Origin of the sequence: Companilactobacillus jidongensis, from assembly GCF_003946575.1 — a bacterium.
In the GTDB taxonomy this organism is placed as follows: domain Bacteria; phylum Bacillota; class Bacilli; order Lactobacillales; family Lactobacillaceae; genus Companilactobacillus; species Companilactobacillus jidongensis.
On the sequence record NZ_RHOP01000004.1, the window covers coordinates 116,591 to 141,393 of the forward strand.

Sequence of the window (24,803 nt, forward strand, 5' to 3'; positions counted from 1 at the left end):
ACTATAGAACCCCCAACCATGAGAGTGCAATAGCTAAAATAAATGTAACCAAAATTAACATAACAGGACTGACATTCTTCTTCTTGAGCAACCAATATAGTAAGAAAGTGTAACCCAATGGAAGGATGTTAGGGAAAATACGGTCAAAGAATTGTGTTTGAATCGAAATTGTATGACCGGCAGTAACTGGAATCTTTGTCTTAACAGTGATTTGGACATATGTAGCGATCAAACCACCGATAACTGTACAACCTAGGACACTAGCAGCGTGTGAAACGATGGCTGAATTCTCACGGATCTTAGAAATAGCCTTTGTACCTGTTGTGTATCCTAAACGTGCGATAGGAATACGTGCGAAGAACATTGCAACGTAGACAAGGAAGAAGATCAGTGGTCCTAAGACGCTTCCTTGTTTAGCGAATGATGCTGTAATACCAGCAACAATAGGTAGAATTGTGAACCAAGTAATGGCATCACCAATACCAGCTAATGGTCCAAACAAGGCGATTCTCAAACCATCGATTGTGGAACGCTTCTCACCGTTCTCTTCTAGGGAGGCTTCAAGTCCCATCAATAGAGGAGCAGCATAGTTATTAGTATTAATGAATTGCAAGTTAGACTTCATGGCATTAGCCAAGCCTTCCTTGTCATCCTTATAGATCTTCTTCAGTGAAGGGATCATTGCTAAGGTCCAGCCATCAGCCTGCATTCTTTCGTAGTTCATTGCTGACTGGTTAAAAATAGATCTAATACCAAGCATACCAACATCATGCTTAGTTAGTTTGCCTCTTGTTGGAGTTTCTGATTTTTTAGATTCCATCTTCATCGTCGCCTCCATTTGAATTTTCCATAGCAGTCTTCAACTTCTTGTCATTTTCAGCATCTTTTTTGCTTCTGTTGTATTCAATCAATGCTAGAGCAACACCAATAATAGCAACAGGCATCAAGTTACCAAACTTAATAAAGCAGGCAGCTGTAAATCCGATAAGTAGATATGGAACATAACGTGCTTTTAACATACTCTTTAGTAATAATCCAAAACCAACGGCAGGTAAGATACTACCAGCGATTTCAAATCCATGACTCAACCAAACTGGCATTGCGTTAACTAATGACTTCATTGGACCTTGTGCACCATAGACACACAAGAATGCGATGATACCATATGTCAAACCAACGATCCATGTTGGTAGTAAAGCTAAATTAGTAAATCTCTTTGTTTCACCCTTTTCAGCGTATGTATCAAGTTTCTTTGTCAAAACTGAGAATGCTGAATAGTAGAATAAAATAATATATTGCATCAAAATACTGAATGGTAGTGCTAGTCCAATAGCTGTAGCTGGACTCTTACCTGTTGTATAAGCTAAAACAACAGTCATAATACCAGCCATAATAGGGTTAGGCGGCTGTGTTCCACCAACCGGAGTTAAACCAGCAAATGCTAGTTCAGTAAGTCCGGCAGCAACAATTCCTAAAGTAAGATTTCCTAAAATTAATCCTGTAATGGTACAAACTATCATTGGTCTGAAGATATAGAAACCTTCCCACCAAAAGTCAATACCAGAAATAATTGCGAAAAGACCAATTAATAGTCCCTGCATTAACGTAACTTGCATCTAGATCACTTCTTCCAATGGTTGTTTTTTGTCCTCTGGTACTTCTTGAACGTATACGCTGGCACCTTTGTCAGCACAAGCCTTCAAGTCTTCCTTATCTTTGTCATCCATGTATGTATACTTAGTAACTTGTTTCTTGCCATCTGAAAAGTGCATGTTACCAATATCAAGGTTCTTAATTGGAACTCCACCTTCAAGCAACTTACGAGCATCCTCTGGTGTACGAACAACGACAAAAATCTTTTGTTTAGCGCTGGCACGATGGATATTGTTGATTGTCTTCTCGATAGTCCAGAAACGAATTCCAACACCAGAACTGTCAGCTGTAGCGGCCATTAATTCTTGTTGTAGTGGATCATTTGCTGTGTCGTCATTAGCGACTAGCAATAAGTTAGCACCAACAGATGAAGTCCAAACAACACCAACTTGTCCATGGACTAATCTGTTATCAATTCTTGTTAATACAATATTTGGTTCACCCATGTTTATTCCCTCTTTCATTTATTTAACTATGAACATAATCAAGTCACCGACGACGATCGATTGACTATAATAAACAAATCTTCCGTCTGCGATACCTTTGGTCGTGACATTTACCATCGGATCACCGACATTCAAATCGAATATCTTGCGATTCTTACTAGTTATTAAGCTGGCCTCAGTTTCAGAATGAAATTCAGCTTGCATCACGTACCTTTTGGCTAAAAACGGAATCAAATTTTTATCAATAATTTCGTTCTTATGAATCATTGGAAAACTATCAAATGGCAAAAAAACTTTTTCACTGAAAACTGGTTCATCATCCGCATAATATAGATATTGCAATGAGTAAAGATAATCATCTTCGCTCAAGTCCAGTTCTTCACGGGCACGCTTTTCAGTGCCATCAACGTTGATACTGAACTTTTCCAACTCTATCCTCGGATTTGCTCCCATCTTCTCGATCATCTTCGGAACATTTAAATAGCTTATCCCTGGATCAGATTCATCTTTCGACATCACGAAAGACCCTTGACCTTGTTTCTTATATATATATTTTCTGTTCTCTAACTCTGTCAAGGCACGTCTGACAGTAATTCTAGAAACCTTATATAATTCTCCCAATCGTTGTTCCGACGGCAACTTACTATTCTCAGGTAGCTGTCCTGATTCAATTTGCCGCATCAACTCGTTCAACATGCTTTGATACAGTGGCATTGTATGACCCATAGGAATTCCTCAACTTGTTATATTGTTATAACAACCACAACTACATTAAAGCACCATGTGTAATTTGTGTCAACGCTTTCATAAAACTTGTTCTATATTTTTACTAAACGAGGCAAAGTGGCCATATATCAGCATTCCTATGCTCATTTTAGGGCAAAAAAAGATTGGATTTCTGATAATTTAGAAATTCAATCTTTTCGTTTAACAATTATTTTTTAACCAATTTGACTAGTTCCATCAGCATAATTCAAAGTAACTCCTGACTGAACATTGAAAATATAAACATTGAAATGTACTGCATCATCACCAATGGATTGAGCCTCCATCTGTACACCACGTGCCAATAACTCATCATTCCTAAATACCGGTGTTACGCGATATCGTATATAGTGACTACTACTCTGTTTCAAGTAATAAGCAATGTCCATTTCATGCGCCAACATCTCTGGACTATTCAGTGAACGCGTCCCCGTCATCAAGTTCTTAGGATTATTATTCTGTCCGGTTAATTGATAACCAATCAAATGACTTCGATTGTACAACCATCCCGAATTGATTCGCTTATTATGCCAACCAGTTGGCGTCCAAGTTAATCCTTCGCGTTTGGCACTTGGCATAAGTGATGCATTCAACATAGCATTCGCAGCAGTAACACGGTTCAAATTATCGAGATCACCGTAAGCTTGCCATGCGCCATTATTAGTCGACAAATCATCTTGTGAAAAATTAGGATTGTTGTCATTTACAACGATTTCCTGAGTTCCGGTATATTCTAGATTAGCCAAATCCTCAATTGAAGAAGTCTGTGAATTATTATTACTGTAATTAGTTTGATCATGTTGACTCAAATAATCTTGATCCGAAGTAATTTTATTTTGTAACTTAGAAATCGACTTCTTCAATTTTTTATTACTTGCTTCTAATTTGGTGGCTTTCTTTTGATATGAATAATCTTTTACTACTTCTGTCTTATCATTGTCATTGCTATCAGTCGAGCTTGTTTCAGAACAAGCGGTCAACGACATGGTTACCGTTATAACGGCTAAGATTTTAATTAAATTTTTCATATTCTATACCTTAGCCTTTCTATAACCAGCATTGATAGCGTCTTGTTCGGTTTGGAAATAAACTGCATTACTAGAATTCATATTGTAGCCACGCTGTCCTGGTACGTGGTAAATATGAGAATTTATATTGCCTACTATTTGACCACTCGAGGCTGTGTTCATATCACCTCGAGAACTTGTATTATTACTTGAAGATGTAGCGGTATTGGACCGAGTTTGCTTAGCAGCTGCTTCAGCCTGTTCTCGTTGTTGTTTTTCAGCTGCCGCTTGCTGTTCTGACGCAACCTTTTTTGCATCATCTTCTTGTTTCTTGATATCAGTTACTTGTGATTGCGTCTGGCTTTCCTGCTTAACTAGTTTTTTCTTCTTAGCCAACAACGCATCGTGTTCTTTCTTGGCAATATCGTACTTGTCCTTACCGATATACTTGATTTTTTGTGCTGCCTGAATAATATTACTGCCAAAATCAGTTTCCGCCATAATTCCGTATAACGCTGTAACTGACAGTAAAAAAACCAAACTGGTCCAGATGATTCGTTTAGCATGTTTAGATATTTGCATCCCCTTTTCCCCCTATAATTTTTTCAATTCAATTGTATCAAAAAAGCGATTACCTCAATAGTAACCGCCCTCTGTATTTTTAATATTCATTTGTTTCAAGATATCGACTAACTCACGCTCATCTGGTTTCAAAATATAGCTCTTTCGATGAACCACCGAGATATTAAAACTCTCTGGTAATGGATTTGCAATGTCTAGGCAGACTAAATCTTGATCATATGGACTCACTTCGTCTGCCACTAAAATACCGATTCCGACATTAGCTCGGATCAAGCTTTTGAACCAAGATATATCAGGCGTATCATACGCAATTTCTGGTTTGAATTCATAATAATCACAATAATCTTCTAACATCTGCGAATGAACATATTTATCAGTCAATCTGACAAATTTTTCTTTCATTAGATGCCTAAAATCAATTGGTTCTGTACTCTGAGCAAGAGGATTTTTAGCGCTGACAATTACGCTGAAGGGACGACTGCCCAAGTACTCAACTTGATATTTTGGATTTTCAATCGGTTTGATCGTGGCAATAACAGCAATATCAACATTACCGTTATCGAGCTCATCTAGCAATTCTGACGAACCACTTTCAGATATATCTAACCTTTGAAAGAGCGACTCCTGTGCCAATTTTTGGACAACCTGTGGGAAGTACAACGTTCCAATTATTGGTGGCAAACCAAATTTGATTTTTTTGCTATCAGCCGCCTTGATTTCCCTACGAGCTAGATCAAGGTTTTCTTGGATGATCTTCGATTTTTCGTAAAGTAAATAGCCCGAGCGAGTTATCTCTGTTTTTTGATGAACTCGATCAACATGGACTAGTTTCGAATTAAATTCTTTTTCCAGTCGCTTAACAGCTTGCGTAATCGTAGGCTGCGAAACTGCGAACATTTCAGCAACTTCAGTATAGTTACGTTTCTCAACTAGAATTCGAAAGTACGACAAATCACGTGTATTCATATTACTTAACCCACTTTGCGTTATTACCACACCTCGATTAGTTTCTAATTCATAATGAATTGAATCCAACCCAGATCACAAAATAAATTATAACAATTTATTACATTACTTACTTGTCTTCTCTAGGTTTTGAATAAATTTAAATGCTTGTTGTCCCGCTTGACGACCAAAGATGATTGTTTCAGCGATAGAATTACCACCGATACGGTTGTTACCATGTAATCCTCCGGCAATTTCTCCACCAGCAAATAAACCATTGATAGCTTGACCTTTTTCATCCAATACGTGAGTTTCAGCGTCAATATTAACGCCACCCATTGTGTAGTGAACGGCAGGAGCAATGTGAATTGAGAAGAATGGTCCATTGACGATACTACGATCCATACCAGTTGTTCTGCCGAATTCAGTATCGTTATGACCATCAACAGCTTTGTTCCATGTAGCTACTGTTGCTTCAAGAGTCTTGGCATCTAGTCCGATACTATCAGCTAATTCTTCGATAGATGAACCAGTTACAACTAATCCGACTTTGTCGTAGAATTCAATAGCCTTAACACGATCGCGAACACCCTGATTGAGAATCAAATATGCACCATTTTCCTTCAAAGCATCAATTGCAGCTGTTACGTTCTTACGTGTATCTAGCTCATTAACAAAACGTTTGGCTGATTTGTTTACTAAGATGGCACCTTCACCACGGACAGCCTCACCGATCAAGAATGGATGATCAGTATCTTGCTGAACAGTTGGATGAACTTGGACTTGATCCATATCAACTAACTTAGCACCAACAGCACTGGCTAATGTGATACCATCACCAGTTGCTCCAGGTGAATTAGTTGTATTGTATCCTTCAAGATCCGGACGATATTTAGTAAGTAGTTTTTGGTTAGCTCCAAAACCACCAGTGGCCAAGATAACGGCATCACCCTTAATAGTTGATTTTTCACCATTGATCTCGACATCCACGCCATCGATCGTACCATTGTCTTGTAATAATTTTTTGACTAAAACATCAGTAAACAATGGAATGTTTTCTTTAGCAACTTGCTTCAATAACTCTGTAACTAAGAAGCCTCCGATTGGTGCCATTGAACTTGGACGGTGTGTCCTCAATACACTCATCCCACCAGTTGTTGTAAGGTCATCTAACTCAATTCCATGACCTGCCAACCAGTCGATTGCTAGAGCACCGTGAGTTGTGAAGAACTTCAATAGTTCAGGATTATTCTTCTTACCACCACCGATGAAGGTGTCATTGTAGAAATCATCCATACTATCAACGATCTTGTGATCCAATTGAACTGAAGTCTCACTAGCGTTCATACCTGAAGATGCACGAGTAGTATTTCCTCCAATACTTGACATCTTTTCTAGGATCACTGGTGATAATCCTAATTCATGTGCTTGAATCGCAGCTGTTAGTCCCGTCCCCCCAGAACCTACGATGATTAGATCGTAGTGGTCTTGTAATTCACTAATATCAGTTGGTACAAATTTAAACTTTGCAGTTTGTTTTCTCTTATTAGCCTTTTTGATTTTACTGTGTTTTTTTGTCATTTTTCTTTCCTGCCCTTATTCTGTTCTTTTAAAAAGAATTATGGAGAGACTTTCGCCTCTCCTAATCCTCTAAATATTTGTCATCTTAAGTGGGTCGACCCATTCGTCAAATTGTTCTTCAGTTACTAAGCCTGACTTAACAGCAGCTACTTTAAGAGTTGTTCCTTCTTTTTCAGCTGTTTGAGCAATTGTGGCACTTTCGTGATAACCAATGTGTGGTGATAGAGCTGTAACAGTCATCAATGATTGGTCAACTAATTCTTCCATTCTATCAGCATTGACTGTTAGACCATGGATCATCTTGTCAGCGAAACCTGTCATTGTACCTGTTAGAAGTTCAGCAGATTCAAGGAAAGCACTGATGAGAACTGGTTTGTAGACGTTCAATTCGAAGTTACCTTGACTTGATGCCATGCCGACAACAACGTCATTACCCATAACACGAACAGCTGACATTGTTACAGCTTCAGCTTGTGTAGGATTAACTTTACCAGGCATGATCGATGAACCAGGTTCGTTAGCTGGAATGTGTAACTCACCATAACCTGAACGAGGGCCACTTGCCAAGAATCTAACATCATTAGCAATCTTCATCAAATCGGCGGCTAGAGTCTTAATGGCACCGTGAACAACATTTAGTCCTGAATGTGCAGCTAAACCGTAGAACTTGTTTGTATCAGCTGTGAACTTTACACCATAAACTTCCGTCATCTTCTTAGCAATGATATCAGCGAAACCAGGAGCAGCATTCAAGCCTGTACCAACGGCAGTTCCACCCATAGCAAATTCACCAAGTGTTGGATTCAATTCCTTTAAGTATGAAAGATCATGTTCAAGCATACTTGCCCAACCACTCACTTCTTGGCCAAATGTTAATGGAGTAGCATCTTGCAAGTGAGTACGTCCAATTTTTACAACACTCCAATATTTTTCTTGTTTGATCTTTAATTCATCAATCAAATGTTGAAGTGAGTCTTCCAAATTATCAACAGCAACTGAAGCCACAATACTCATAGCTGTTGGGAAGATATCATTTGAACTTTGGCCCTTATTAACATCATCATTAGGTAGGATTTCAATATCTGAATTGATTTTAGCTGCCATGTGAGCAACAACTTCATTAGTATTCATATTTGTTTGAGTACCTGAACCTGTTTGATAAACAACTAATGGGAAATCTTTTCTCAGATCTTCGTCGTCGAGTGCCAATAACTTGTCGATAGCTTCAACAATTAAGTCAGCCTTCTTAGGGTCAATGGCATCTAGCTCTTTATTAGAGATTGCTGCAGCCTTCTTGATTTGAAGTAAAGCTTTGATAATTACCAGTGGCATCTTCTCACCAGTTGGGAAATTGTTTCTTGAACGTTCTGTTTGAGCTCCCCATAAGGCATCAGCTGGGATCTTTACTTCTCCTAAAGTATCTGATTCAATTCTGAAATCTGTCATGTGTGTAACCTCCAATTATTGTGTAGCGTCAAAAATCGTGTAAACGCTTGCTTGTGATGTTTTTATCATAAGTTGTCAGCGGAGTCATAGTCAAACTATATATTACTTATTAATAATACTTATGAGGTTGATATAACAGTAATTATAACCATACAAAATAAACCCATCACCTAATTTAGCAATGAGTTTAAAAAAATTATTATTCAATACTCTTTATTACATAATCCCCTAGACGTTCAACACGTTTCATATCATCTTCGTCAGGATCCTCATTGATCTTAACTGAATCAGCGACTTGCTCACCATTAGCTGAATTCAATTGCATAGTGAAATAATCGACCGCACGTCCGAAGTGAATGTGAGTCTTTGAGCTTGAACCAAGAACTGCAAATTTCGTACGCTCTAAATCTACATCAAGTAGATCTTCATAAAAATCCTGTGCTTCATCTGGAACTTGCCCATCACCATAAGTATAAGTAACAACGATAACTGCATCATATTCGGGAATTGAATAAGCATCTGCGTCGACCATTTGTTCTAAATCAACTTCAGCTGATTTACTCAGATAATCACTTAAATGTTTAGCAATTTTTTCATTGCGTCCACTCATACTAATGTAAGTTACTAAAATTTTCATCCCATTACCACCTTACACTGATTCGTTCGTTTTGATGTTTCTCATTTTCAATTTCATCGACCATTGCAATTGCATAATCAGCATAGCTGATCTTACTTTGGCCTTTAATATCTGACGTTAATTCTTCTCCAGCAACAACGTACTTGCCCGTGCGCTCAGCATCATGATCAAAGTCAGCCGCTGGGCTGATGTAAGTCCAGTTAATATCACTATCCCTTAACAAATTCAATGCCTTACCCATTTCCTCACTCAATGGTTTAACTGCATCTGGAAATCCCGTACTTTGGAACAATTGTTCAGTGTGTTCTAGGTTCATGTACAATGAACCAGCTCCACCGACTACTAATAATCTGGCATTTGAACCTTTTAGGATCTCAATCAAATGTTTGGTTGATGGCAGGTACTCTTTGACCAAATCACCAAAGAACCCCAATGCATCGACAACTGCATCGAAATCTTTCAGATCTGCTGCTGTAATATCATAAACATCTCTAACTAAATATTTATCAGTAACTGACTTTTCCGCACTACGAACGATTGAAGTAACCTCGATTCCACGAACCTCGGCTTCTTTAGCGATAAGAGAACCTTCCTTACCATTGGCACCAATAATTGCAATTTTCATAAACAAACTACCTCCATTAATATTAACTTTACACAATGGAGACACAAAGTTCTAAAATTTTGGCTCCGTATTGTAAAATAAATATAGAAATATTGAGGAGGACATTATGTCAAAATATCAAATCTACTTGATCCGTCACGGAAAGACTTGGTTCAATCGTTATCAAAAAATTCAGGGTTGGTCAGATACACCGTTGACTCAAGATGGCATCGAAGTTGCTCACAGTGCCGCCAAAGCTCTAAAAGATGTTGACTTTGCTGCAGCCTTCTCATCAGATACTAGACGTGCGATGGACACAGCTGAGATCATCGCTAAAGCAAATGTGAATAAACCATTACCACAAAAAATGACTGAATTCCGAGAACAATTCTATGGTTCGTTTGAAGGTGACAACATTGATGAAGCTTGGGATAAAATTTCTAATTCACACAATGCCAAAAACTATCAAGAGATCGTCTATAAATACGGCTTTGACGCTACAATGGATTTCGTTAAGGAATCTGATCCTTTTCACGATGCTGAAAGTGCTGAAGAATATTGGAACAGATTGGATCGTGGATTTGAACAGATCGACCAAATTGCCCATGATGGCGACAAGATTCTGTTAGTGACTCATAGTACTACTATCCTTTCACTCGCCTTCAAATATCAAGATGGTAACTACGAACTAAATCAATTACCAGGTAATTCCAGCTTAACAATGCTCGAACGTATCGATGGAACTAACCACGTTACTAGTTACAATCAAAAACTTCATTAATAGCAAGCGACCGGCCATTTGTAGTAAGATTATGTTATGAAATCCTGAGGAGGAAGAAATGGCAAAATATCAAATTTACATGGTTCGCCATGGCAGAACTTGGTTTAATCGTTACAACAAAATGCAAGGCTGGTCAGATACACCACTAGCCCCTGATGGTGTCGAGGTTGCTAAAAAAGCTGCTCAAGCCTTGAAAGACGTTGATTTCAAAGCCGCATTTTCATCTGATGCACGTCGTGCAATTGATACCTGCAAGTTGATCATGGATGCTAACGTTAATGCAGACAAAGTTCAACCTCAAAAACTAATGGAATTCAGAGAGCAATTCTACGGCTACTTCGAAGGAATGAACTCTCCCGAAGCATGGTTCATGGTGGGACAACCTCACGGTGCTTCCACCTTTAGTGAAATCATTGCCAAACATGGCCTAGATGCTACTAAAGACTTCATGAAAGAAGCTGATCCATTCCACGATGCTGAAAATGCTGAAGAATACTGGACTCGCTTAAATCGTGGGTTCAAGAAATTAGACGAAATTGCCCAAGATGGGGATAAGATCTTGTTGGTTTCACATGGAACAACTATTCGTTCAATCACTGATCGTTATAACGCTGGAGACTTCGATGTAACTGAAAGCCCACGTAATTCCAGTTTGACAATGCTTGAACGTGATGATGGATTTAATCGTGTTACTAGTTATAATCAGATGCTTGATTAGAGTGCATTAAAAGCACATAAAAAGGCCGCCAACCAGCGGCCTTTTTTAATATTCATTTAGTAAGTTTCAGAAGTGCCTACTAATAGCACGATAACTCCGAGAATCAAGGCTACAACAAACATTCCGAACACAGCCGGAATCCCAAAGCCCATACCGATCAACATACCAATAAGATAAGGACCAAGTGTTGCTCCAATACGACCGATCGATTGTGAGAAGCCAACGCCCATTCCACGAATGTCGGCTTTGAAATGACTTGGTGTAAAGGCAATTAGTGCTCCCCAAGCACCTAAGTTAAAGAACGACAAGAAGGCTCCACTTGCTAACAGAACACCTTCACTAGCAGCGATACTGAAAACAAAAGCACTAATGATCGTGCCAATGAGATAGAATGTCAAAATAACACGATGACTGATTTTACCCATTAACCAAGCGGCTAAATAATAACCTGGTAACTGTGCCAAACTCATCAATAATGTATATTGGAAACTGTGAATAATTGAGAAGCCACGTAATACCAGCACACTAGGCAACCATAAGAACATCCCATAATATGAGAACATTACGACAAACCAGAGAAAACTCAAAGCCAAAGTCTTACCGATAACTTCATGATTGAAAATACCGGCAAATTGCTCACTCAAACTAACCTTTTCTTTTTTTTCATAATTCTCTGGCAAATGACGACGCATAACAAAGGCATACATCATGACAAAAAATGTCACAATAACACTCGCACGCCAGCCATACATAGGTGTGATGACATTAGATATAACGGCTGCTAAGATCCAACCAATGGCCCAAAAACTATCGGCCATGATCAACATCTTGGCTTGTGTCTTACCCTTAAAATTATCAGCTAACATCGTAGCCGCAACCGGTAGTTCTCCACCTAGTCCCATCCCAGTAATGAATCTTACCAGCATGAACTGATTAACATTAGTAGTAAATGCTAACAACAAATTACCAACTGAGAAAACTATCAGAGTGGCGATCATCACATTCTTTCGGCCAAATTTATCTGCCATATAACCACAGAAAATTGAACCAAACACCATACCTAGCGATGTAACTGAACTAACATAACCGACTTGAGCTGGAGTCAAACTCCACTCAGTCTTGATCAATGGCATAATAAATGACAGCAATGCGACATCCATCGCATCAAACAACCAAGCTGTACCAATAACTAATAGGAGCTTGCGTCCTTTTTTGGTACTTTTTTGAATCAACGTATCCTGCATATTGTCCCCTTTTTATGATTATTAACATTCCGGAATATTAATAATTTTATTTTTGACAATCAATATATTGATTTAGGTACTTTATACCTTTAAAGATAAAAAAAGCTTAACATCATGCTTACAATGCTGTCAAGTTTATTTCAATCGATAAATTTTGGCTGGACGACCTGAGCGTGGCTTATGTTCATAGCCAGAGTCAACAAACAGGTTACTATGAGTCTTTCTGAAATTTGAATTATCAATTTCAGAAAGTTTGACTCGTAGAAAAATTGCATAGATCATCCGTGCTCTTCTTAAAGTAAATGTTGGACCAAGTACTAACAAGATTGTTGGCAAATAATCCAAACGATTGCTGATTCTTGTAAAGGCCGTTCGCAAAATCAACTCATGATCAGAAACCAACACGTGATCGGTCGTCGAATAAAACTTCTCCTCAGAAATTTTTTCAGATAGAGTTTTGAATTCTAAATCGCCGTTACGCAACTGATAACTGTGATTGTTAGCAGAAATTCTGAACCATCTTGCATCGTCAGCTCCATAGCCAGCAACTAACTTGGGCATATCTGGTAAATAGATCATATAAGTCAACGACAATGTGCGTTCTCCCTTAACCCGATTCACATTGGTAAAGGTTTGAAGCTGTTCAGTATTGATCCTAGATAATTTAACGCCAATCTTTTCTTTTACCAGTCGCAAAGAAGCCTCATCCGCACTTTCGTTCTCTCGCAAATAAGTCATCGGTAAGCCCCACTTACCTTTATATGGACTTTCAGAACGTTTTAGCAGCAGAATCAATAATGAATCTGATTCAAGATCAAAACTCCAAATAACATTTGTAATACTTATCAATGGTCTATTTATCATTTCGCATAAGACTCCTTGTATCTAATTAATTATATTTTACTATTACAAACAAAAAAGCCATACACTTTTCATGCATGACTTTGAATTTACTTATGAGAAAACAACTTCCATGACTAGAAGTATGCCACCAAAGACCAATACGAAGGCAACAACTGGCCAAACGAATCTCAACCAGTGTGAATACTTCATATTCAACATTTGCAATGTTGCCATAACCAATCCAGTTGGTGCTAGGAATAACATAGCATACTGACCAAATTGATAAGCTGTAACGACTGCGAAACGAGGAATATTGACAGTATCAGCTAATGGGGCAAAGATTGGCATTGATAGAACAGCCAATCCTGATGATGATGGCACAATAAATCCTAGGACGAAGAAGATAAACATCATAACGATGATGAATATTGGTCCACTGACATGTGAGACTAACGATGATGATGATTGCAAAATAGTATCTGAAATATATCCATTATTCAAAACAATATTGATACCACGTGCCAAACCAATGATCAATGAAACGCCGACTAAACTAGAAGCTCCATTAACAAAGGCATCAACAACACCTTTTTCACCAATACCATAACGGCCAGTGGCAGTAAGAATCATGATAACAATGGCAAATGCCAAGAATGATGAGGCCATTGTTGGGAACCACCAACCTTGTGACATAACACCCCAAACCATGATTGGGAATGCCGCGACGAATAAGATCAAGATAAACTTTTTACGGCTGGTAAAAAATGTCTTTTTACCTTTCTTCTCATCACTAGATTCAACCGACCACATGCTGTTGAATTCTTCGTGATCATCATATGTATATGAAAATGTAGGCGTATCTTTAACTTTTTTACTGTACCAGTACAAATAAAATTCAAGCGCTATTGCAGCAATTACCAAACCTGTGGCACGCCAAACGATACCTTCAGTAAAGGGAATACCGGCAGCGTTAGAAGCAATAACGGCTGAAAATGGATTGATTGTTGAAAAACAAGTACCGATCGAACTGGATAAGAATATCGCACCAACTGATACGATCGAATCGTAGCCCATTGCTATAAAGATAGGAACTAGGATCGGATAAAAGGCAACCGCCTCTTCTTCAATACCACAAAGTGTTCCACCAAGGACCATTAGAATGGAAACCATGAAGATCAACAAAAATTCATGTCCCTTAGTCTTCTTGGTCAGTGCCATCAAGCCGGATTCAAACGCCCCACTGGCTTTGACAACTCCGATCAAACCTCCCAGTACGAAAATGAAGACCATAATATCAATGGCTTCAATCGTACCTTGAACCATACTTTCAGTGATCGCACCAATTTGAGCAGGCTTTTGTTTCAATCTTTGATACGTATTTGGAATTGAAACGGCATCACTGATACCACCAGATGTGAATTGTTTAATATCAATTTTCACTCCAAGTTTATCAAGTTCCTTTTGTGTAGCTGGTACGCTGGATACCTTACCGGTAGGACTAGTGATCTTCAAGTTAGAACTTGAAGAACTATAAACCATCTTTGAATATGCTCCAGCAGGAATCGTCCAGGTCGCTATAACGGCAACGATTGTCAAAATAAACAGTATGACGAAGGCACCTGGCATCTTTAATTTAAATCGTTTTTTCTTTGGTGCTTGTGGTGTTTCGCTAACTGCGCCTACATTTCCCATAATTTCATCTCCTGTAAATATCTCAAAAAAAATAGAGAGGTGGACTGGCCACCTCTCATATAAATTAATTCTTAATGATTGTGCCGACTTTTCCAGCAAGTGCATCATCCAAATGATCTAGAGATGTAATCAATGCCTTGCGGTTATTATTTCCTTCGACAAAATTCAAACATGCTTGGATCTTTGGCAACATACTACCGGCAGCAAATTGGCCTTCGTCAATATACTTGTTGGCTTCGTCACTATTGATTTCTGTCAGTTTCTTTTCGTTATCCTTACCGAAGTTTACATATACGTAATCAACGGCTGTTAGAATGACTAAAGTATCTGCGTTGATTTTATCTGCTAATAAAGCACTTGAGCGATCCTTATCAATTACAGCTGGAACTCCTTGAAGTCCCTCACTATTCTTGATAACGGGTACTCCACCGCCACCGCCAGCGATGACTAAGTTATCATTTTCGATCAGATCGTTGATACTCTTCAATTCGACGATTTCCTTTGGGAGTGGTGATGCTACAACACGACGATATCCGCGTCCAGCGTCCTCAACGAATGTGTAACCTTTCTCATCTTCAAATTTCTTCGCAGTAGCTTGGTCGTAGAACACTCCAACTGGTTTAGTTGGATTTTGGAAAGCCGAATCGTTGGCATCTACTTCAACTTGAGTAATGACGGAAACGACATCCTTATCGATTTTTCTTCTGTGAAGTTCATTTTGAAGGCTTTGTTGTAAATGATAGCCAATGTAACCTTGACTCATTGCGCCGCATTCTGGAAATGGGAAAGCTGCAGTTTGTCCATGTTCGGCAGCATAATTCATTCCTAAATTGATCTGTCCAACTTGGGGACCATTTCCGTGACTGATAACAACTTTGTTACCAGCTGCAACTAGTCCAACAAGTGAATTAGCGGTATTCTTAACTAGTTTTAATTGCTCCTCAGGAGATTTGCCTAGGGCGTTTCCACCGAGAGCTACGACCATTTTTGACATTTGTTTTCTCCTAATCTCCTAATGTAGCAACCATAACAGCTTTGATTGTGTGCATTCTGTTTTCAGCTTCTTGGAATACAACTGACTGATCACTTTCGAAGACTTCATCAGAAACTTCCATTTCTTTCAAACCGTACTTCTCATAGATTTCGTGACCAACTTTTGTTTCAGCATTGTGGAATGAAGGTAGACAGTGTTCGAAGATTGCGTTAGGATTCTTTGTCTTTGCCATAACATCTTTTGTAACACGGTATGGTTGTAACAAGTCGATACGTTTCTTCCAGATGTCATCTGGTTCACCCATTGATACCCAAACGTCAGTATAGATAACGTCTGAACCAAGAACACCTTTGTCAATATCATCTGTAACCATGATCTTGGCACCAGTCTTCTTAGCAATAGCTTCACACTTGTCTAACAAGTCTTTTGCTGGGTCCAATTCTTTAGGACATACCAAGTGGAATGTCATACCCATGATTGAAGCACCGATCATCAAAGCATTAGCAACGTTGTTACGACCATCACCCATGTATGTGAAGTTCATTTCGTTGTAAGGTTTCTTTAAGCATTCCTTAGCTGTTAAGAAGTCAGCCAATACTTGTGTTGGGTGATCTTCGTCAGTTAATCCGTTCCATACTGGAACACCTGAATACTTAGCTAGTGTTTCAACTGTACGTTGTGAGAATCCACGATATTCGATTCCGTCAAACATTCCACCAAGAACACGGGCTGTATCCTTAGCTGTTTCCTTCTTACCCATTTGAGTACCTGTAGGGCCAAGATATGTAACTTGAGCACCCTCATCATGGGCGGCAACCTCAAAAGCACAGCGAGTTCTTGTTGAAGATTTTTCAAAAATCAAAGCAATATTCTTCTTAGCAAGCTTTTGTTGTTCTGTACCTGTATACTTAGCTGTCTTAAGATCTGCTGAAAGATCTAGTAGGTATCCCATTTCCTTTGGTGTAAAGTCTAATAGTGTCAAAAAACTACGATTACGCAAATTGAACATATTGTGAATTCCTCCTTCGATATTTAACAAGTTCATTGTAGTAAGCGTATTCAGAAAACTTCACAGAACTTCAATTTTATTTATAAATTATTTTTTGGAGGTGTTTACACTTGTTTAGTAACAACAATTTTATTATGCACGGAAGATGGCGCAGAACCGTTATTGCCGCCACTTCCATCGCACTAGCATCACAAGTAAATTTTCAAATTTATGCACCAGGTTTTATTTTGACGCTGGCAGCATTATTATTACCGATATTCTTATATTTCAATGACGACCTCAATCCAATCCAGCTATTATTCTGTATCGCAATGGCTTCGCCAATTTTTCGAGGATTGTTATTATACATTAGTCATGACGGCAGCATTGAGAAGATCATCCAGTTCGTGGTAACCGATATGGTCTTCTATCTTACCTACGGAATTATTTATTACTTCCTATATTGGCGGCGTGGTGTCCGTAACAATAGTTCATTCTTTTTGACTATTCTGATCTGTGACTATGTCGCTAACTTCTTCGAAATCAGTTTACTGACCGATTTCTCCCACTATACATACGAGTTATTCCAGATCATCTTCATTACTGCACTAGTCCGAACGATTATTAGTTGTCTATTGGCATTTCTTTATCATTACTTTACCTTGATGGTCCGCCAAGAAAAGCATGAACAGCGTTATTATCAATTCATTTGGATCGCTGCTTCCGTCAAAAGCGAGGTCTACTTCATGAAAAAAAACATTTCCGAGATCGAAAATGTTATGAAGAACGCTTATCTTTTGAATCAAGATCTCAAGGACAAAGGAACTGACCAAAAACAACAAGATATGGCCTTAGACATTGCTCGTGATGTTCACGAAATAAAAAAAGACTATCAAAATGTTATTCGAGGACTGGGGGATTACTTCGGTTCTGACAACGATATGCCAATGATGCTCAGCGATGTGCTCAAAGTCATAACTAACTATATTCGTGAATCGATCAAACAAAAGAGTCCTAATGTCGTGATCGAGGTTAAAAATAATCTCGACCTAGTCATCCCTAACCACTATTACTTAGTCTCGATAATTTCAAATTTAATTTTCAATTCTGTTGATGCCTTAGATGATAAGGCCAATGGATTAGTCCGACTAACGGTCGAAGACAAGAACGACCAAGTTATATTAAACGTCTCCGATAACGGGATCGGTATGGACGAAGAAACCAAAGATATGATCTTTCAACCTGGCTTCACAACCAAATTCAATGAATCGGGTGATGTTTACCGCGGAATTGGTCTATCGCACGTTGCCTTATTAGTTAAAGAACAGTTTGACGGGACGATCCAAGTTGATTCACAATTGAATAAGGGAACCAATTTTAAAGTTACTCTCAATAAGAACAAACTACTTCAGGAGGAAACAGCCGAATGAATTTTTATATCGTAGATGACGACAAATCAATCACAATGATCCTGCATCGTATCATTGATAAGAATATGAATAATAACGTAGTTGGTATCTCGACTGATGCTAAAAAAGCTCTGTCGGAAATAATGTTGTTGGATGTGGATATTGTTATCGTTGATCTCTTGATGCCGCACATCAGTGGTATCGACTTAATCAAAAAACTCAAAGCATCCAAGAACAGTCTCAAATTCATCATGATTTCCCAAGTCCGTGATAATGATTTGCGCGAGCAAGCCTATGAAGCAGGAATAGAATTCTTCATCGACAAACCAATCAACATGATCGAAGTAAAAACTGTTGTTGAAAAAGTTACTCAAAATATCCAAATGGAGCGAAAGCTCTCCAGCATTCAGTCACTAATTGGCGGTAACGCTCCTTCTGCACCAATTGACGATGGTCACAAACAAAAAGAAAAAGTCCGATCTATTCTGACTTATCTAGGTATATCCTCTGAAAAAGGTGCATCTGACATTATGTCACTTTGTCAGATTATGACGACAAAAAAAATTAGCTTCAGTGAAGTTAATTTAGCCGATGAATACAACATCAACGAACAAGAGCGAAAGGTTCTACTACAAAGGATTCGTCGTTCAGTCAAAACTGGTCTAACTAATCTAGCAAATATCTCAATTGATAATCTCGGCGATGAAATCGTCGTCGAGTACTCCAACATGCTGTACGAATATCGCAACGTGAGAAATGAAATGCAGTTCTTGGAAGGCAATCGCAGCGCTGGAGGTAAAGTTTCACTGCAAAAGTTCTTTGACGGCTTAGTTGAGGAAAGTAAAAATTAACAAAAAAAAAGAGAGTCCACTCACTGTGGACTCTCTTTTACTGACCAGGCTGGGTTCGAACCAGCGACCTCATGATTAACAGTCAAGCGCTCTACCAACTGAACTACTGATCAATTTATGTTGAAGAATATAACACCATTATAATTATATTGCAACTTTTTTAATTTAAAAATCAATTTATTGATAATTTTCTTATAACGCTGTATACGCTGTGCCTAGCCATCGTTTGATTATATTCATAATAAAGTTTTTTTTACCTAAAAAGCTTATCTAACAAGCTTTTATTAGAAAATTTTAATCTTCATTTAATTTCTTGTGTCTATTTCATCAAATTTGTTTTAAAATGTTATTTAAGCTCACAATTTGAAAGGAGAACTTATATACATGGTTAAAACATCAAATGCTGTAAAATCAAGGGCGTTTTATATGAACCCTGATCGTTCAGTAGCAGTTATCAACTATAACGAGGAATATATTCAAGATATATTCCAACTGATCAATAGCGAAGGCTTTTTTAACTTAGTCAAACTATACTTAGACGAAAGTCAAAAGTCGTTGACCAATAGCTACGAGGGAGTCGATCCAAAAGATTACGTTAATACCTTGAAGGCAATTTTAATTGATAATAAAGATGTTTATGGAAAATATGATAATGATCTCATCTTAAAAAGTATTGAAGATCTCTATTCATATTACCGTTCATACTTTAGAGTTTCTCTTATCAACAAACACAATAGTGACATTGTCACAAGTGATTTCATGGACATCGACAATCACTTCAATGAAGTCGTTTTGCACCTCTATCGTGCCATTGAAGAAAAAATCCAAGGTTTCACTAATCGTACATACCGTCAGATAAATGCTGGTACAAATGCCTGTGTCTTGACACAATCAATTGCATGGCCAATCCCTGCTGGCTACGAAAGCCTCCAGAGTATCCGTTTCTTAGATACATTGATGCTTCGTCCACCAATGATGATGCACACAAAATCAAACAAACGTGAGGGTGTCTTCAGTGCTGTTGATAGCAATCCGATTGCTAAGTTCGATGGCAAACAAGAAGATTGGTTCTGCTTCCCCGCACGTATCGGTGAAAGTCTTGCTTATATTTACTTCCACCGTGATTACTTTGTCAGTGGTGTTGCGCTAGCCAACTTGTTTGATGTTGCCGATGAAGCTAGTATCAAGGGGCAAAAGCCAGATGAAATTTTATTGTTCGGACTAGACGAAACTGAAGGCGATGTTTGCCACTACTATCACGATGAAGCAAATGATATCTGGGTCGGTGAAGTTCCATATAATGATAAGACAACATACTTCGGTTACATGAAGAAGATGTGTCTAACACTTCATAACTTACACATGATCTACGAAGACCGCCTACCAATTCATGGTTCAATGGTTCGTATCAGTTTCTCAAATGGTAAAACAAAGTCAGTTGTCTTCTTCGGAGATTCTGGTGCCGGAAAATCTGAATCAATCGAAGCTCTGCAAGAAGTAGCTGACGATAAAATCATCGACATCGAAACCATCTTCGATGACATGGGTAGTTTTGCCTTTGATGAAGAGGGCAATGTTTACGCTCAAGGAACTGAAACCGGTGCTTTTGTGCGACTAGATGATTTAAGTAGTTCCGTTGCCTTCAACAATATGGATCGTGGTATTTACTTGAATCCTGAATTGAAGAATGCTCGTGTTATCTTACCGGCAAATACTTACAAGCGTGTGGTGGAACATCACAGTATTGACATGTGGGTCTACGCTAACAACTATGATGCAGAGATCGGTTTACACCAGTTCCCCGATGAAGATCAAGCTAAAGCAACCTTTATCGATGGTAAAAGAAAAGCCCTTGGTACAACTGATGAAGTGGGTATGAGTACTACCTTCTTCGCCAATCCTTTCGGACCAGTACAAGAAGAAGAGAAGACTCGTCCAATCATCGACAAAGTTTTCAAAAAGTTATATACAGACAAAATTTATGTCGGTGAGATCTACACTCACCTTGGTTATGACAAATCAAAAGATAGTCTGAATGCGTCCGCCAAAGAACTCTTGAATCAATTGATGAATTTCTAATTTAGAAAACGTGAGATAGACCACCTAGTCTATCATCAAATCGAAGACAAACTCTGGATTTACCGAAAGGCAAATCTAAAGTTTGTCTTTTTTATTATTCATACATACAAAAACTATATAATTAATACAGTAATTCCATAAAATTTAGAAAGTGAGTAAATATACGATGTCACTAATATCACTTAAAAATGTTACCAAACAAAGTAACGGTGTTACAGATTTGAAAAATATCAATCTCAATATAGACAGCAACTCTAAAATTGGTATTAAAATAACACCCTCAGCCAGCAAAACATTATTTGAATTAATATCTGGCAACATTCCAATTTCCAGCGGATCAATAGTCAAAAACACTGATTCAATTATTTATGAATTACAAACTGACGGCTTTTATGACTCCTTCACCGTTAAAAAATATATTAAATTATTCAAAAAAATCTCTAACGCTGATAATAAATATTTGAACTATCTCCAAGAGTTTTCTATTGAAGACATTTGGAATACTAAAATAAAAAACCTATCCTCTGATCAAAAAAGGAGAATAAGTCTATTCCGTATGTTTATATCTGCTCCATCGTTAATACTAATTGAAAGTCCATTGACTAATTTAACTGATGAGGGTATCGAACTATATCTCAAAGCCGTTGATTTTATTAGAAATTTCCATATAACAGTTTTGTTTACTTCTTACTATATGGAGGAGTTATTACTGCTAAGTGATGAAGTTTACCGTTATAACGATAAACTTGGATTAGAAAAAATCGACATTGCCGAGGAGGATGATACGACAAATGACGATAGCGGCGAAAAATTCCACCCTCAGAATGTCTTTAAAGTTGCTTGTAAGATGGCTGATAAAACTATCTTCTTCAGTCCAGATGAGATTGATTTCATTGAAAGTATCAACTCGGTAAGCAATATTCGTATTGGAGATGAATATTATCCATCTTCATTGACCATGAATGATTTGGAAGAAAAATTGGCACATTTTGGATTCTACCGCTGTCATCGCTCATATCTGGTCAATCTTCAACGCATATCAGAATTAATTAGTTATTCACGAAACAGCTATACATTGATATTGAAAGGTTCTAACAAAGAAAAACTTCCCTTATCCAGAACCAAAATGGAAGATCTCCGAAAATTAATTGAATCATAATATTAAATTTAACGTACAACTCAGAGATTATCGGACACAGTTGGGCGATTTTTTAATACAATTGTTCATTTTTCTCCTAATATAAATTTTGCAAGCAACATAAAGGAGAAAGCAATGACACAAACAGATTTAATTAACGTTCAACATCTATCGAAGCATTTCAAAGATCATAGTGCTTTAAAGGATTTAAGTTTTTCTATAAAGGCTGGAGAAATCTTCGGATTTTTAGGACCATCAGGCGCAGGTAAAACTACAACCATCAAAATATTGACCGGGCAACTCAAACAAACCACTGGATCAGCATCCGTGCTTGGTGTTCCGATTGAGAAGATAAACGAAGCTATATATGAACAAATTGGAATTGTTACTCATAACAGCGGTTTATATGACAAACTATCCGTATATAAGAATTTAGAAATATTTGCTAAGTTATTAGGTATTAATAAATCACGAATTGATGAAATTCTTAAACGTGTTGGCCTATTTGAGGATAGAAATAAGGCAGCTGGGAAATTATCTCAAGGCATGCGTCAGCGTCTAGTTCTAGCACGCGCAGTTTTGCATAAACCAAAGGTATTATTCTTAGATGAACCTGCTAGCGGATTAGATCCTAGCACTCAAATTGAAATTCATCGATTAATAATTGAATTAAAGAATAACGGGACTGCTATTTTTCTAACCACACATAATATGGAGGAAGCTGACAAACTCTGCGATCATCTGGCTTTGTTAAATGATGGAAAAATCGTTGAAACAGGAACTCCGAGAGAATTACGTTTAAATCACAACAAGAAAAAGCGTTACAAAATTCTACTTAAAAATAATGAAGAAGTTACCTTGTCACAATCCATGGAAACAACTCAAAAAATAAATTGGTGGATGACTAGTAACGAACTAGTAACGATCCATTCTTGTGAACCAACACTGGAGACAGTCTTTTTAGAAGTTACTGGGAGGAAATTAATTTGAACTTATCACTTAGAAAAATCAACGCTATCTTTCAATTAAAACTGCAGTCAATTATTACTAATGTATCCATAATGGTTGCTCCGATGCTCGCCGTTGGATTCGTACTTATTATGAAAATATCGATGCCAAAAGAAGTTATGACCGGTGCGTTCTTACTAGGCTTCGGTGTCTTATTCAATGCCATCATGGGTGGAATTATGACGGGAAGTTACCCCCTTGCTGAAGAAAAAGAAAAGAACACTTTGAGGGTTCTCATGACATCATCAGTCAACGGTGCCGAATTTATAATCGGTAGTATTATTCCCTCAATAATCATGATAATTATAGTAAATATAATTTTGGTTCCAATTGCAGGTGTATCAATGGATAAAATCAATTGGCCTATTTATCTTATTTATACAACTTTGAGCGGGTTCATCAGTATACTAATTGGATACATAATCGGTATCTATTCAAAAAATCAAATGCAAGCCGGTAACCTTAGCATGCCTATTCTTTTGATTTTTACTATGACACCAATGTTCCAAATGATTAACAAAACAATTCAAAACATTGCTTCGTATACATATTCAGGAACTATCATAAATTTTATAAATAATATGCTTACGATAAAATATACAGTTGATTTCAAGGATATAACGGTTCTGATGACTTGGTTAATACTTAGTATTATTGTATTTATTTATGCCTATTCCAAACACGGTTTGGATTCAGAATAAGCCTCGTATAACTAAAATTATAAAACAATCACTTCATTACCTTAAAAACCAAAAAGGATAGTTCCTCAAAACATGTCTTGTAAAGAAATGACTAACATTTCTATTACACTTCACGCGGGATCTATCCTTTTTTGATGAAATTTTAAATAACAAATTATACTGAACTCGAATTTTATTTACTAAGTATCCCTAGTAATATTATAAACAAACCTATTATAATGGCGGTGATATTATGGCGCTTGGAGATTTACTTCTTTTAGTAATCACACTGTTTTTTGTACTACTAGAAATCCTTCAATCATCTCGTCCCCAAACTAAAAATAATTGGACCTATTTCTTTACGATAACGTCCGCACTACTATATGGATCACTTTTTTACTTTGGAGATTCATCATTTCTGATAATTGGTGAATTAACCACAACTATCATTATTTTTATAGCGACTGTCAAACAATTCATTTGGTATCCCAACATTTCAAAACTAAAATCATATCAACCATGGATCAAAACTATAGCCATAATTTATCTAGTTATTGGGTTCTATTTGACTAAAATCGCCCAAATATCTCTCCTCACAATTATTACTATCTTTGCAATCATTTTAGTTATTGGGACTATCCTATTATATTTTTTACTACTAAAAAAAGAGTAAAAAAAACAGACCTTACGGTCTGTTAACAATTATCAAGGG

General features: G+C 37.6%; 24 protein-coding genes and 1 tRNA gene. 8 read left to right on the forward strand and 17 right to left on the reverse strand.

From position 1 onward, the window contains the following. Position 1: 1 nt before the first annotated feature. The 11 genes from agaD to EKM68_RS03145 form a co-directional block, all read right to left on the reverse strand. On the reverse strand, positions 2–826 hold the full coding sequence (agaD, locus tag EKM68_RS03095; RefSeq protein WP_164509340.1) for a PTS galactosamine transporter subunit IID: 825 nt from the start codon (positions 824–826) through the stop codon (positions 2–4). Next, positions 810–1,616, reverse strand: a complete 807-nt coding sequence (gene agaC, locus EKM68_RS03100) for a PTS galactosamine transporter subunit IIC (protein ID WP_125588195.1) — start codon at positions 1,614–1,616, stop codon at positions 810–812. Before agaC ends, agaD begins: the two co-directional genes overlap by 17 nt. Continuing rightward, complete coding sequence (agaB, locus tag EKM68_RS03105) at positions 1,617–2,099, reverse strand: PTS galactosamine transporter subunit IIB (RefSeq protein WP_125588196.1); 483 nt, start codon at positions 2,097–2,099, stop codon at positions 1,617–1,619. 18 nt (positions 2,100–2,117) lie between these two features. Then, positions 2,118–2,825, reverse strand: coding sequence for a GntR family transcriptional regulator (locus EKM68_RS03110; RefSeq protein ID WP_125588197.1), 708 nt, complete (start codon positions 2,823–2,825; stop codon positions 2,118–2,120). A 215-nt stretch (positions 2,826–3,040) separates the two neighbouring features. Then, a complete protein-coding gene (locus EKM68_RS03115) occupies positions 3,041–3,892 on the reverse strand; it encodes a DNA/RNA non-specific endonuclease (RefSeq protein ID WP_125588198.1) in 852 nt (283 codons plus the stop codon). A 3-nt stretch (positions 3,893–3,895) separates the two neighbouring features. Continuing rightward, positions 3,896–4,453: a sunset domain-containing protein gene (locus tag EKM68_RS03120; protein WP_125588199.1), complete on the reverse strand. Its 558-nt coding sequence runs from the start codon at positions 4,451–4,453 to the stop codon at positions 3,896–3,898. Positions 4,454–4,507: 54 nt separating this feature from the next. Continuing rightward, positions 4,508–5,419, reverse strand: a complete 912-nt coding sequence (locus EKM68_RS03125) for a LysR family transcriptional regulator (protein ID WP_125588200.1) — start codon at positions 5,417–5,419, stop codon at positions 4,508–4,510. Between the two features lie 105 nt (positions 5,420–5,524). Further along, the gene (locus EKM68_RS03130; RefSeq protein WP_125588201.1) at positions 5,525–6,979 is read right to left on the reverse strand and encodes a flavocytochrome c; all 1,455 of its coding nucleotides are present in this window, start codon (positions 6,977–6,979) and stop codon (positions 5,525–5,527) included. 69 nt (positions 6,980–7,048) lie between these two features. Further along, complete coding sequence (locus tag EKM68_RS03135) at positions 7,049–8,425, reverse strand: class II fumarate hydratase (RefSeq protein WP_125588202.1); 1,377 nt, start codon at positions 8,423–8,425, stop codon at positions 7,049–7,051. A 199-nt stretch (positions 8,426–8,624) separates the two neighbouring features. Beyond that, positions 8,625–9,062 carry a flavodoxin domain-containing protein gene (locus EKM68_RS03140; RefSeq protein WP_125588203.1) on the reverse strand — a complete coding sequence of 146 codons (438 nt, stop codon included), beginning with the start codon at positions 9,060–9,062 and terminating at the stop codon, positions 8,625–8,627. A gap of 4 nt (positions 9,063–9,066) precedes the next feature. Continuing rightward, positions 9,067–9,687 (reverse strand): NAD(P)-dependent oxidoreductase, encoded by a 621-nt coding sequence (locus tag EKM68_RS03145; RefSeq protein ID WP_125588204.1) that lies wholly within the window; start codon positions 9,685–9,687, stop codon positions 9,067–9,069. Between the two features lie 106 nt (positions 9,688–9,793). Between EKM68_RS03145 and EKM68_RS03150 the strand changes: the two genes are divergently transcribed. Both EKM68_RS03150 and EKM68_RS03155 read left to right on the forward strand, forming a co-directional pair. Continuing rightward, positions 9,794–10,447, forward strand: coding sequence for a histidine phosphatase family protein (locus EKM68_RS03150; protein WP_125588205.1), 654 nt, complete (start codon positions 9,794–9,796; stop codon positions 10,445–10,447). 58 nt (positions 10,448–10,505) lie between these two features. Then, positions 10,506–11,165 carry a histidine phosphatase family protein gene (locus tag EKM68_RS03155; protein ID WP_125588206.1) on the forward strand — a complete coding sequence of 220 codons (660 nt, stop codon included), beginning with the start codon at positions 10,506–10,508 and terminating at the stop codon, positions 11,163–11,165. Positions 11,166–11,221: 56 nt separating this feature from the next. Here EKM68_RS03155 and EKM68_RS03160 read toward each other — a convergent pair whose 3' ends face one another. From EKM68_RS03160 to argF, 5 genes are all read right to left on the reverse strand, one after another. Continuing rightward, entirely contained in the window at positions 11,222–12,409 is a 1,188-nt protein-coding gene (locus EKM68_RS03160; protein WP_125588207.1) for an MFS transporter, read from the reverse strand. A 135-nt stretch (positions 12,410–12,544) separates the two neighbouring features. Beyond that, positions 12,545–13,273 (reverse strand): NrtR DNA-binding winged helix domain-containing protein, encoded by a 729-nt coding sequence (locus EKM68_RS03165; protein WP_125588208.1) that lies wholly within the window; start codon positions 13,271–13,273, stop codon positions 12,545–12,547. A gap of 90 nt (positions 13,274–13,363) precedes the next feature. Next, positions 13,364–14,944, reverse strand: coding sequence for a YfcC family protein (locus EKM68_RS03170; protein ID WP_125588209.1), 1,581 nt, complete (start codon positions 14,942–14,944; stop codon positions 13,364–13,366). A 64-nt stretch (positions 14,945–15,008) separates the two neighbouring features. Further along, positions 15,009–15,938: a carbamate kinase gene (arcC, locus tag EKM68_RS03175; RefSeq protein ID WP_125588210.1), complete on the reverse strand. Its 930-nt coding sequence runs from the start codon at positions 15,936–15,938 to the stop codon at positions 15,009–15,011. Positions 15,939–15,948: 10 nt separating this feature from the next. Beyond that, on the reverse strand, positions 15,949–16,947 hold the full coding sequence (gene argF / locus EKM68_RS03180) for an ornithine carbamoyltransferase (protein WP_125588211.1): 999 nt from the start codon (positions 16,945–16,947) through the stop codon (positions 15,949–15,951). A 110-nt stretch (positions 16,948–17,057) separates the two neighbouring features. Here argF and EKM68_RS03185 point away from each other — a divergent pair, with 110 nt between their 5' ends. Both EKM68_RS03185 and EKM68_RS03190 read left to right on the forward strand, forming a co-directional pair. Beyond that, on the forward strand, positions 17,058–18,356 hold the full coding sequence (locus tag EKM68_RS03185) for a sensor histidine kinase (protein ID WP_125588212.1): 1,299 nt from the start codon (positions 17,058–17,060) through the stop codon (positions 18,354–18,356). Continuing rightward, positions 18,353–19,186 (forward strand): DNA-binding domain-containing protein, encoded by an 834-nt coding sequence (locus EKM68_RS03190; RefSeq protein WP_125588213.1) that lies wholly within the window; start codon positions 18,353–18,355, stop codon positions 19,184–19,186. The genes EKM68_RS03185 and EKM68_RS03190 overlap by 4 nt, the downstream gene beginning before the upstream one ends. Positions 19,187–19,226: 40 nt before the next feature. On the opposite strand, the gene EKM68_RS03195 is transcribed toward EKM68_RS03190, so the two are convergent. After that, positions 19,227–19,299 (reverse strand) — tRNA-Asn (locus tag EKM68_RS03195). 271 nt (positions 19,300–19,570) lie between these two features. On the opposite strand from EKM68_RS03195, the gene EKM68_RS03200 reads away from it, so the two are divergent. The 4 genes from EKM68_RS03200 (at position 19,571) to EKM68_RS03215 (ending at position 24,112) form a co-directional block, all read left to right on the forward strand. Beyond that, complete coding sequence (locus tag EKM68_RS03200; protein WP_125588214.1) at positions 19,571–21,265, forward strand: phosphoenolpyruvate carboxykinase (ATP); 1,695 nt, start codon at positions 19,571–19,573, stop codon at positions 21,263–21,265. Between the two features lie 166 nt (positions 21,266–21,431). Further along, complete coding sequence (locus EKM68_RS03205) at positions 21,432–22,424, forward strand: LytTR family transcriptional regulator DNA-binding domain-containing protein (protein ID WP_125588215.1); 993 nt, start codon at positions 21,432–21,434, stop codon at positions 22,422–22,424. Between the two features lie 114 nt (positions 22,425–22,538). Continuing rightward, entirely contained in the window at positions 22,539–23,393 is an 855-nt protein-coding gene (locus tag EKM68_RS03210) for an ABC transporter ATP-binding protein (protein ID WP_125588216.1), read from the forward strand. Continuing rightward, a complete protein-coding gene (locus EKM68_RS03215; RefSeq protein WP_125588217.1) occupies positions 23,390–24,112 on the forward strand; it encodes an ABC transporter permease in 723 nt (240 codons plus the stop codon). The genes EKM68_RS03210 and EKM68_RS03215 overlap by 4 nt, the downstream gene beginning before the upstream one ends. Positions 24,113–24,803: the final 691 nt, after the last annotated feature.

Coding starts and splice junctions, on each gene's coding strand:
- EKM68_RS03145 (WP_125588204.1), bottom strand. CDS start 9,687: ATGAAAATTGCAATTATTGGTGCCAATGGTAAGGAAGGTTCTCTTATC.
- EKM68_RS03125 (WP_125588200.1), bottom strand. CDS start 5,419: ATGAATACACGTGATTTGTCGTACTTTCGAATTCTAGTTGAGAAACGT.
- EKM68_RS03155 (WP_125588206.1), top strand. CDS start 10,506: ATGGCAAAATATCAAATTTACATGGTTCGCCATGGCAGAACTTGGTTT.
- EKM68_RS03140 (WP_125588203.1), bottom strand. CDS start 9,062: ATGAAAATTTTAGTAACTTACATTAGTATGAGTGGACGCAATGAAAAA.
- EKM68_RS03110 (WP_125588197.1), bottom strand. CDS start 2,825: ATGGGTCATACAATGCCACTGTATCAAAGCATGTTGAACGAGTTGATG.
- EKM68_RS03160 (WP_125588207.1), bottom strand. CDS start 12,409: ATGCAGGATACGTTGATTCAAAAAAGTACCAAAAAAGGACGCAAGCTC.
- EKM68_RS03210 (WP_125588216.1), top strand. CDS start 22,539: ATGACACAAACAGATTTAATTAACGTTCAACATCTATCGAAGCATTTC.
- argF (WP_125588211.1), bottom strand. CDS start 16,947: ATGTTCAATTTGCGTAATCGTAGTTTTTTGACACTATTAGACTTTACA.
- EKM68_RS03150 (WP_125588205.1), top strand. CDS start 9,794: ATGTCAAAATATCAAATCTACTTGATCCGTCACGGAAAGACTTGGTTC.
- EKM68_RS03130 (WP_125588201.1), bottom strand. CDS start 6,979: ATGACAAAAAAACACAGTAAAATCAAAAAGGCTAATAAGAGAAAACAA.
- EKM68_RS03115 (WP_125588198.1), bottom strand. CDS start 3,892: ATGAAAAATTTAATTAAAATCTTAGCCGTTATAACGGTAACCATGTCG.
- EKM68_RS03165 (WP_125588208.1), bottom strand. CDS start 13,273: ATGATAAATAGACCATTGATAAGTATTACAAATGTTATTTGGAGTTTT.
- EKM68_RS03170 (WP_125588209.1), bottom strand. CDS start 14,944: ATGGGAAATGTAGGCGCAGTTAGCGAAACACCACAAGCACCAAAGAAA.
- EKM68_RS03190 (WP_125588213.1), top strand. CDS start 18,353: ATGAATTTTTATATCGTAGATGACGACAAATCAATCACAATGATCCTG.
- EKM68_RS03200 (WP_125588214.1), top strand. CDS start 19,571: ATGGTTAAAACATCAAATGCTGTAAAATCAAGGGCGTTTTATATGAAC.
- agaB (WP_125588196.1), bottom strand. CDS start 2,099: ATGGGTGAACCAAATATTGTATTAACAAGAATTGATAACAGATTAGTC.
- EKM68_RS03205 (WP_125588215.1), top strand. CDS start 21,432: ATGTCACTAATATCACTTAAAAATGTTACCAAACAAAGTAACGGTGTT.
- EKM68_RS03135 (WP_125588202.1), bottom strand. CDS start 8,425: ATGACAGATTTCAGAATTGAATCAGATACTTTAGGAGAAGTAAAGATC.
- arcC (WP_125588210.1), bottom strand. CDS start 15,938: ATGTCAAAAATGGTCGTAGCTCTCGGTGGAAACGCCCTAGGCAAATCT.
- agaC (WP_125588195.1), bottom strand. CDS start 1,616: ATGCAAGTTACGTTAATGCAGGGACTATTAATTGGTCTTTTCGCAATT.
- agaD (WP_164509340.1), bottom strand. CDS start 826: ATGAAGATGGAATCTAAAAAATCAGAAACTCCAACAAGAGGCAAACTA.
- EKM68_RS03120 (WP_125588199.1), bottom strand. CDS start 4,453: ATGCAAATATCTAAACATGCTAAACGAATCATCTGGACCAGTTTGGTT.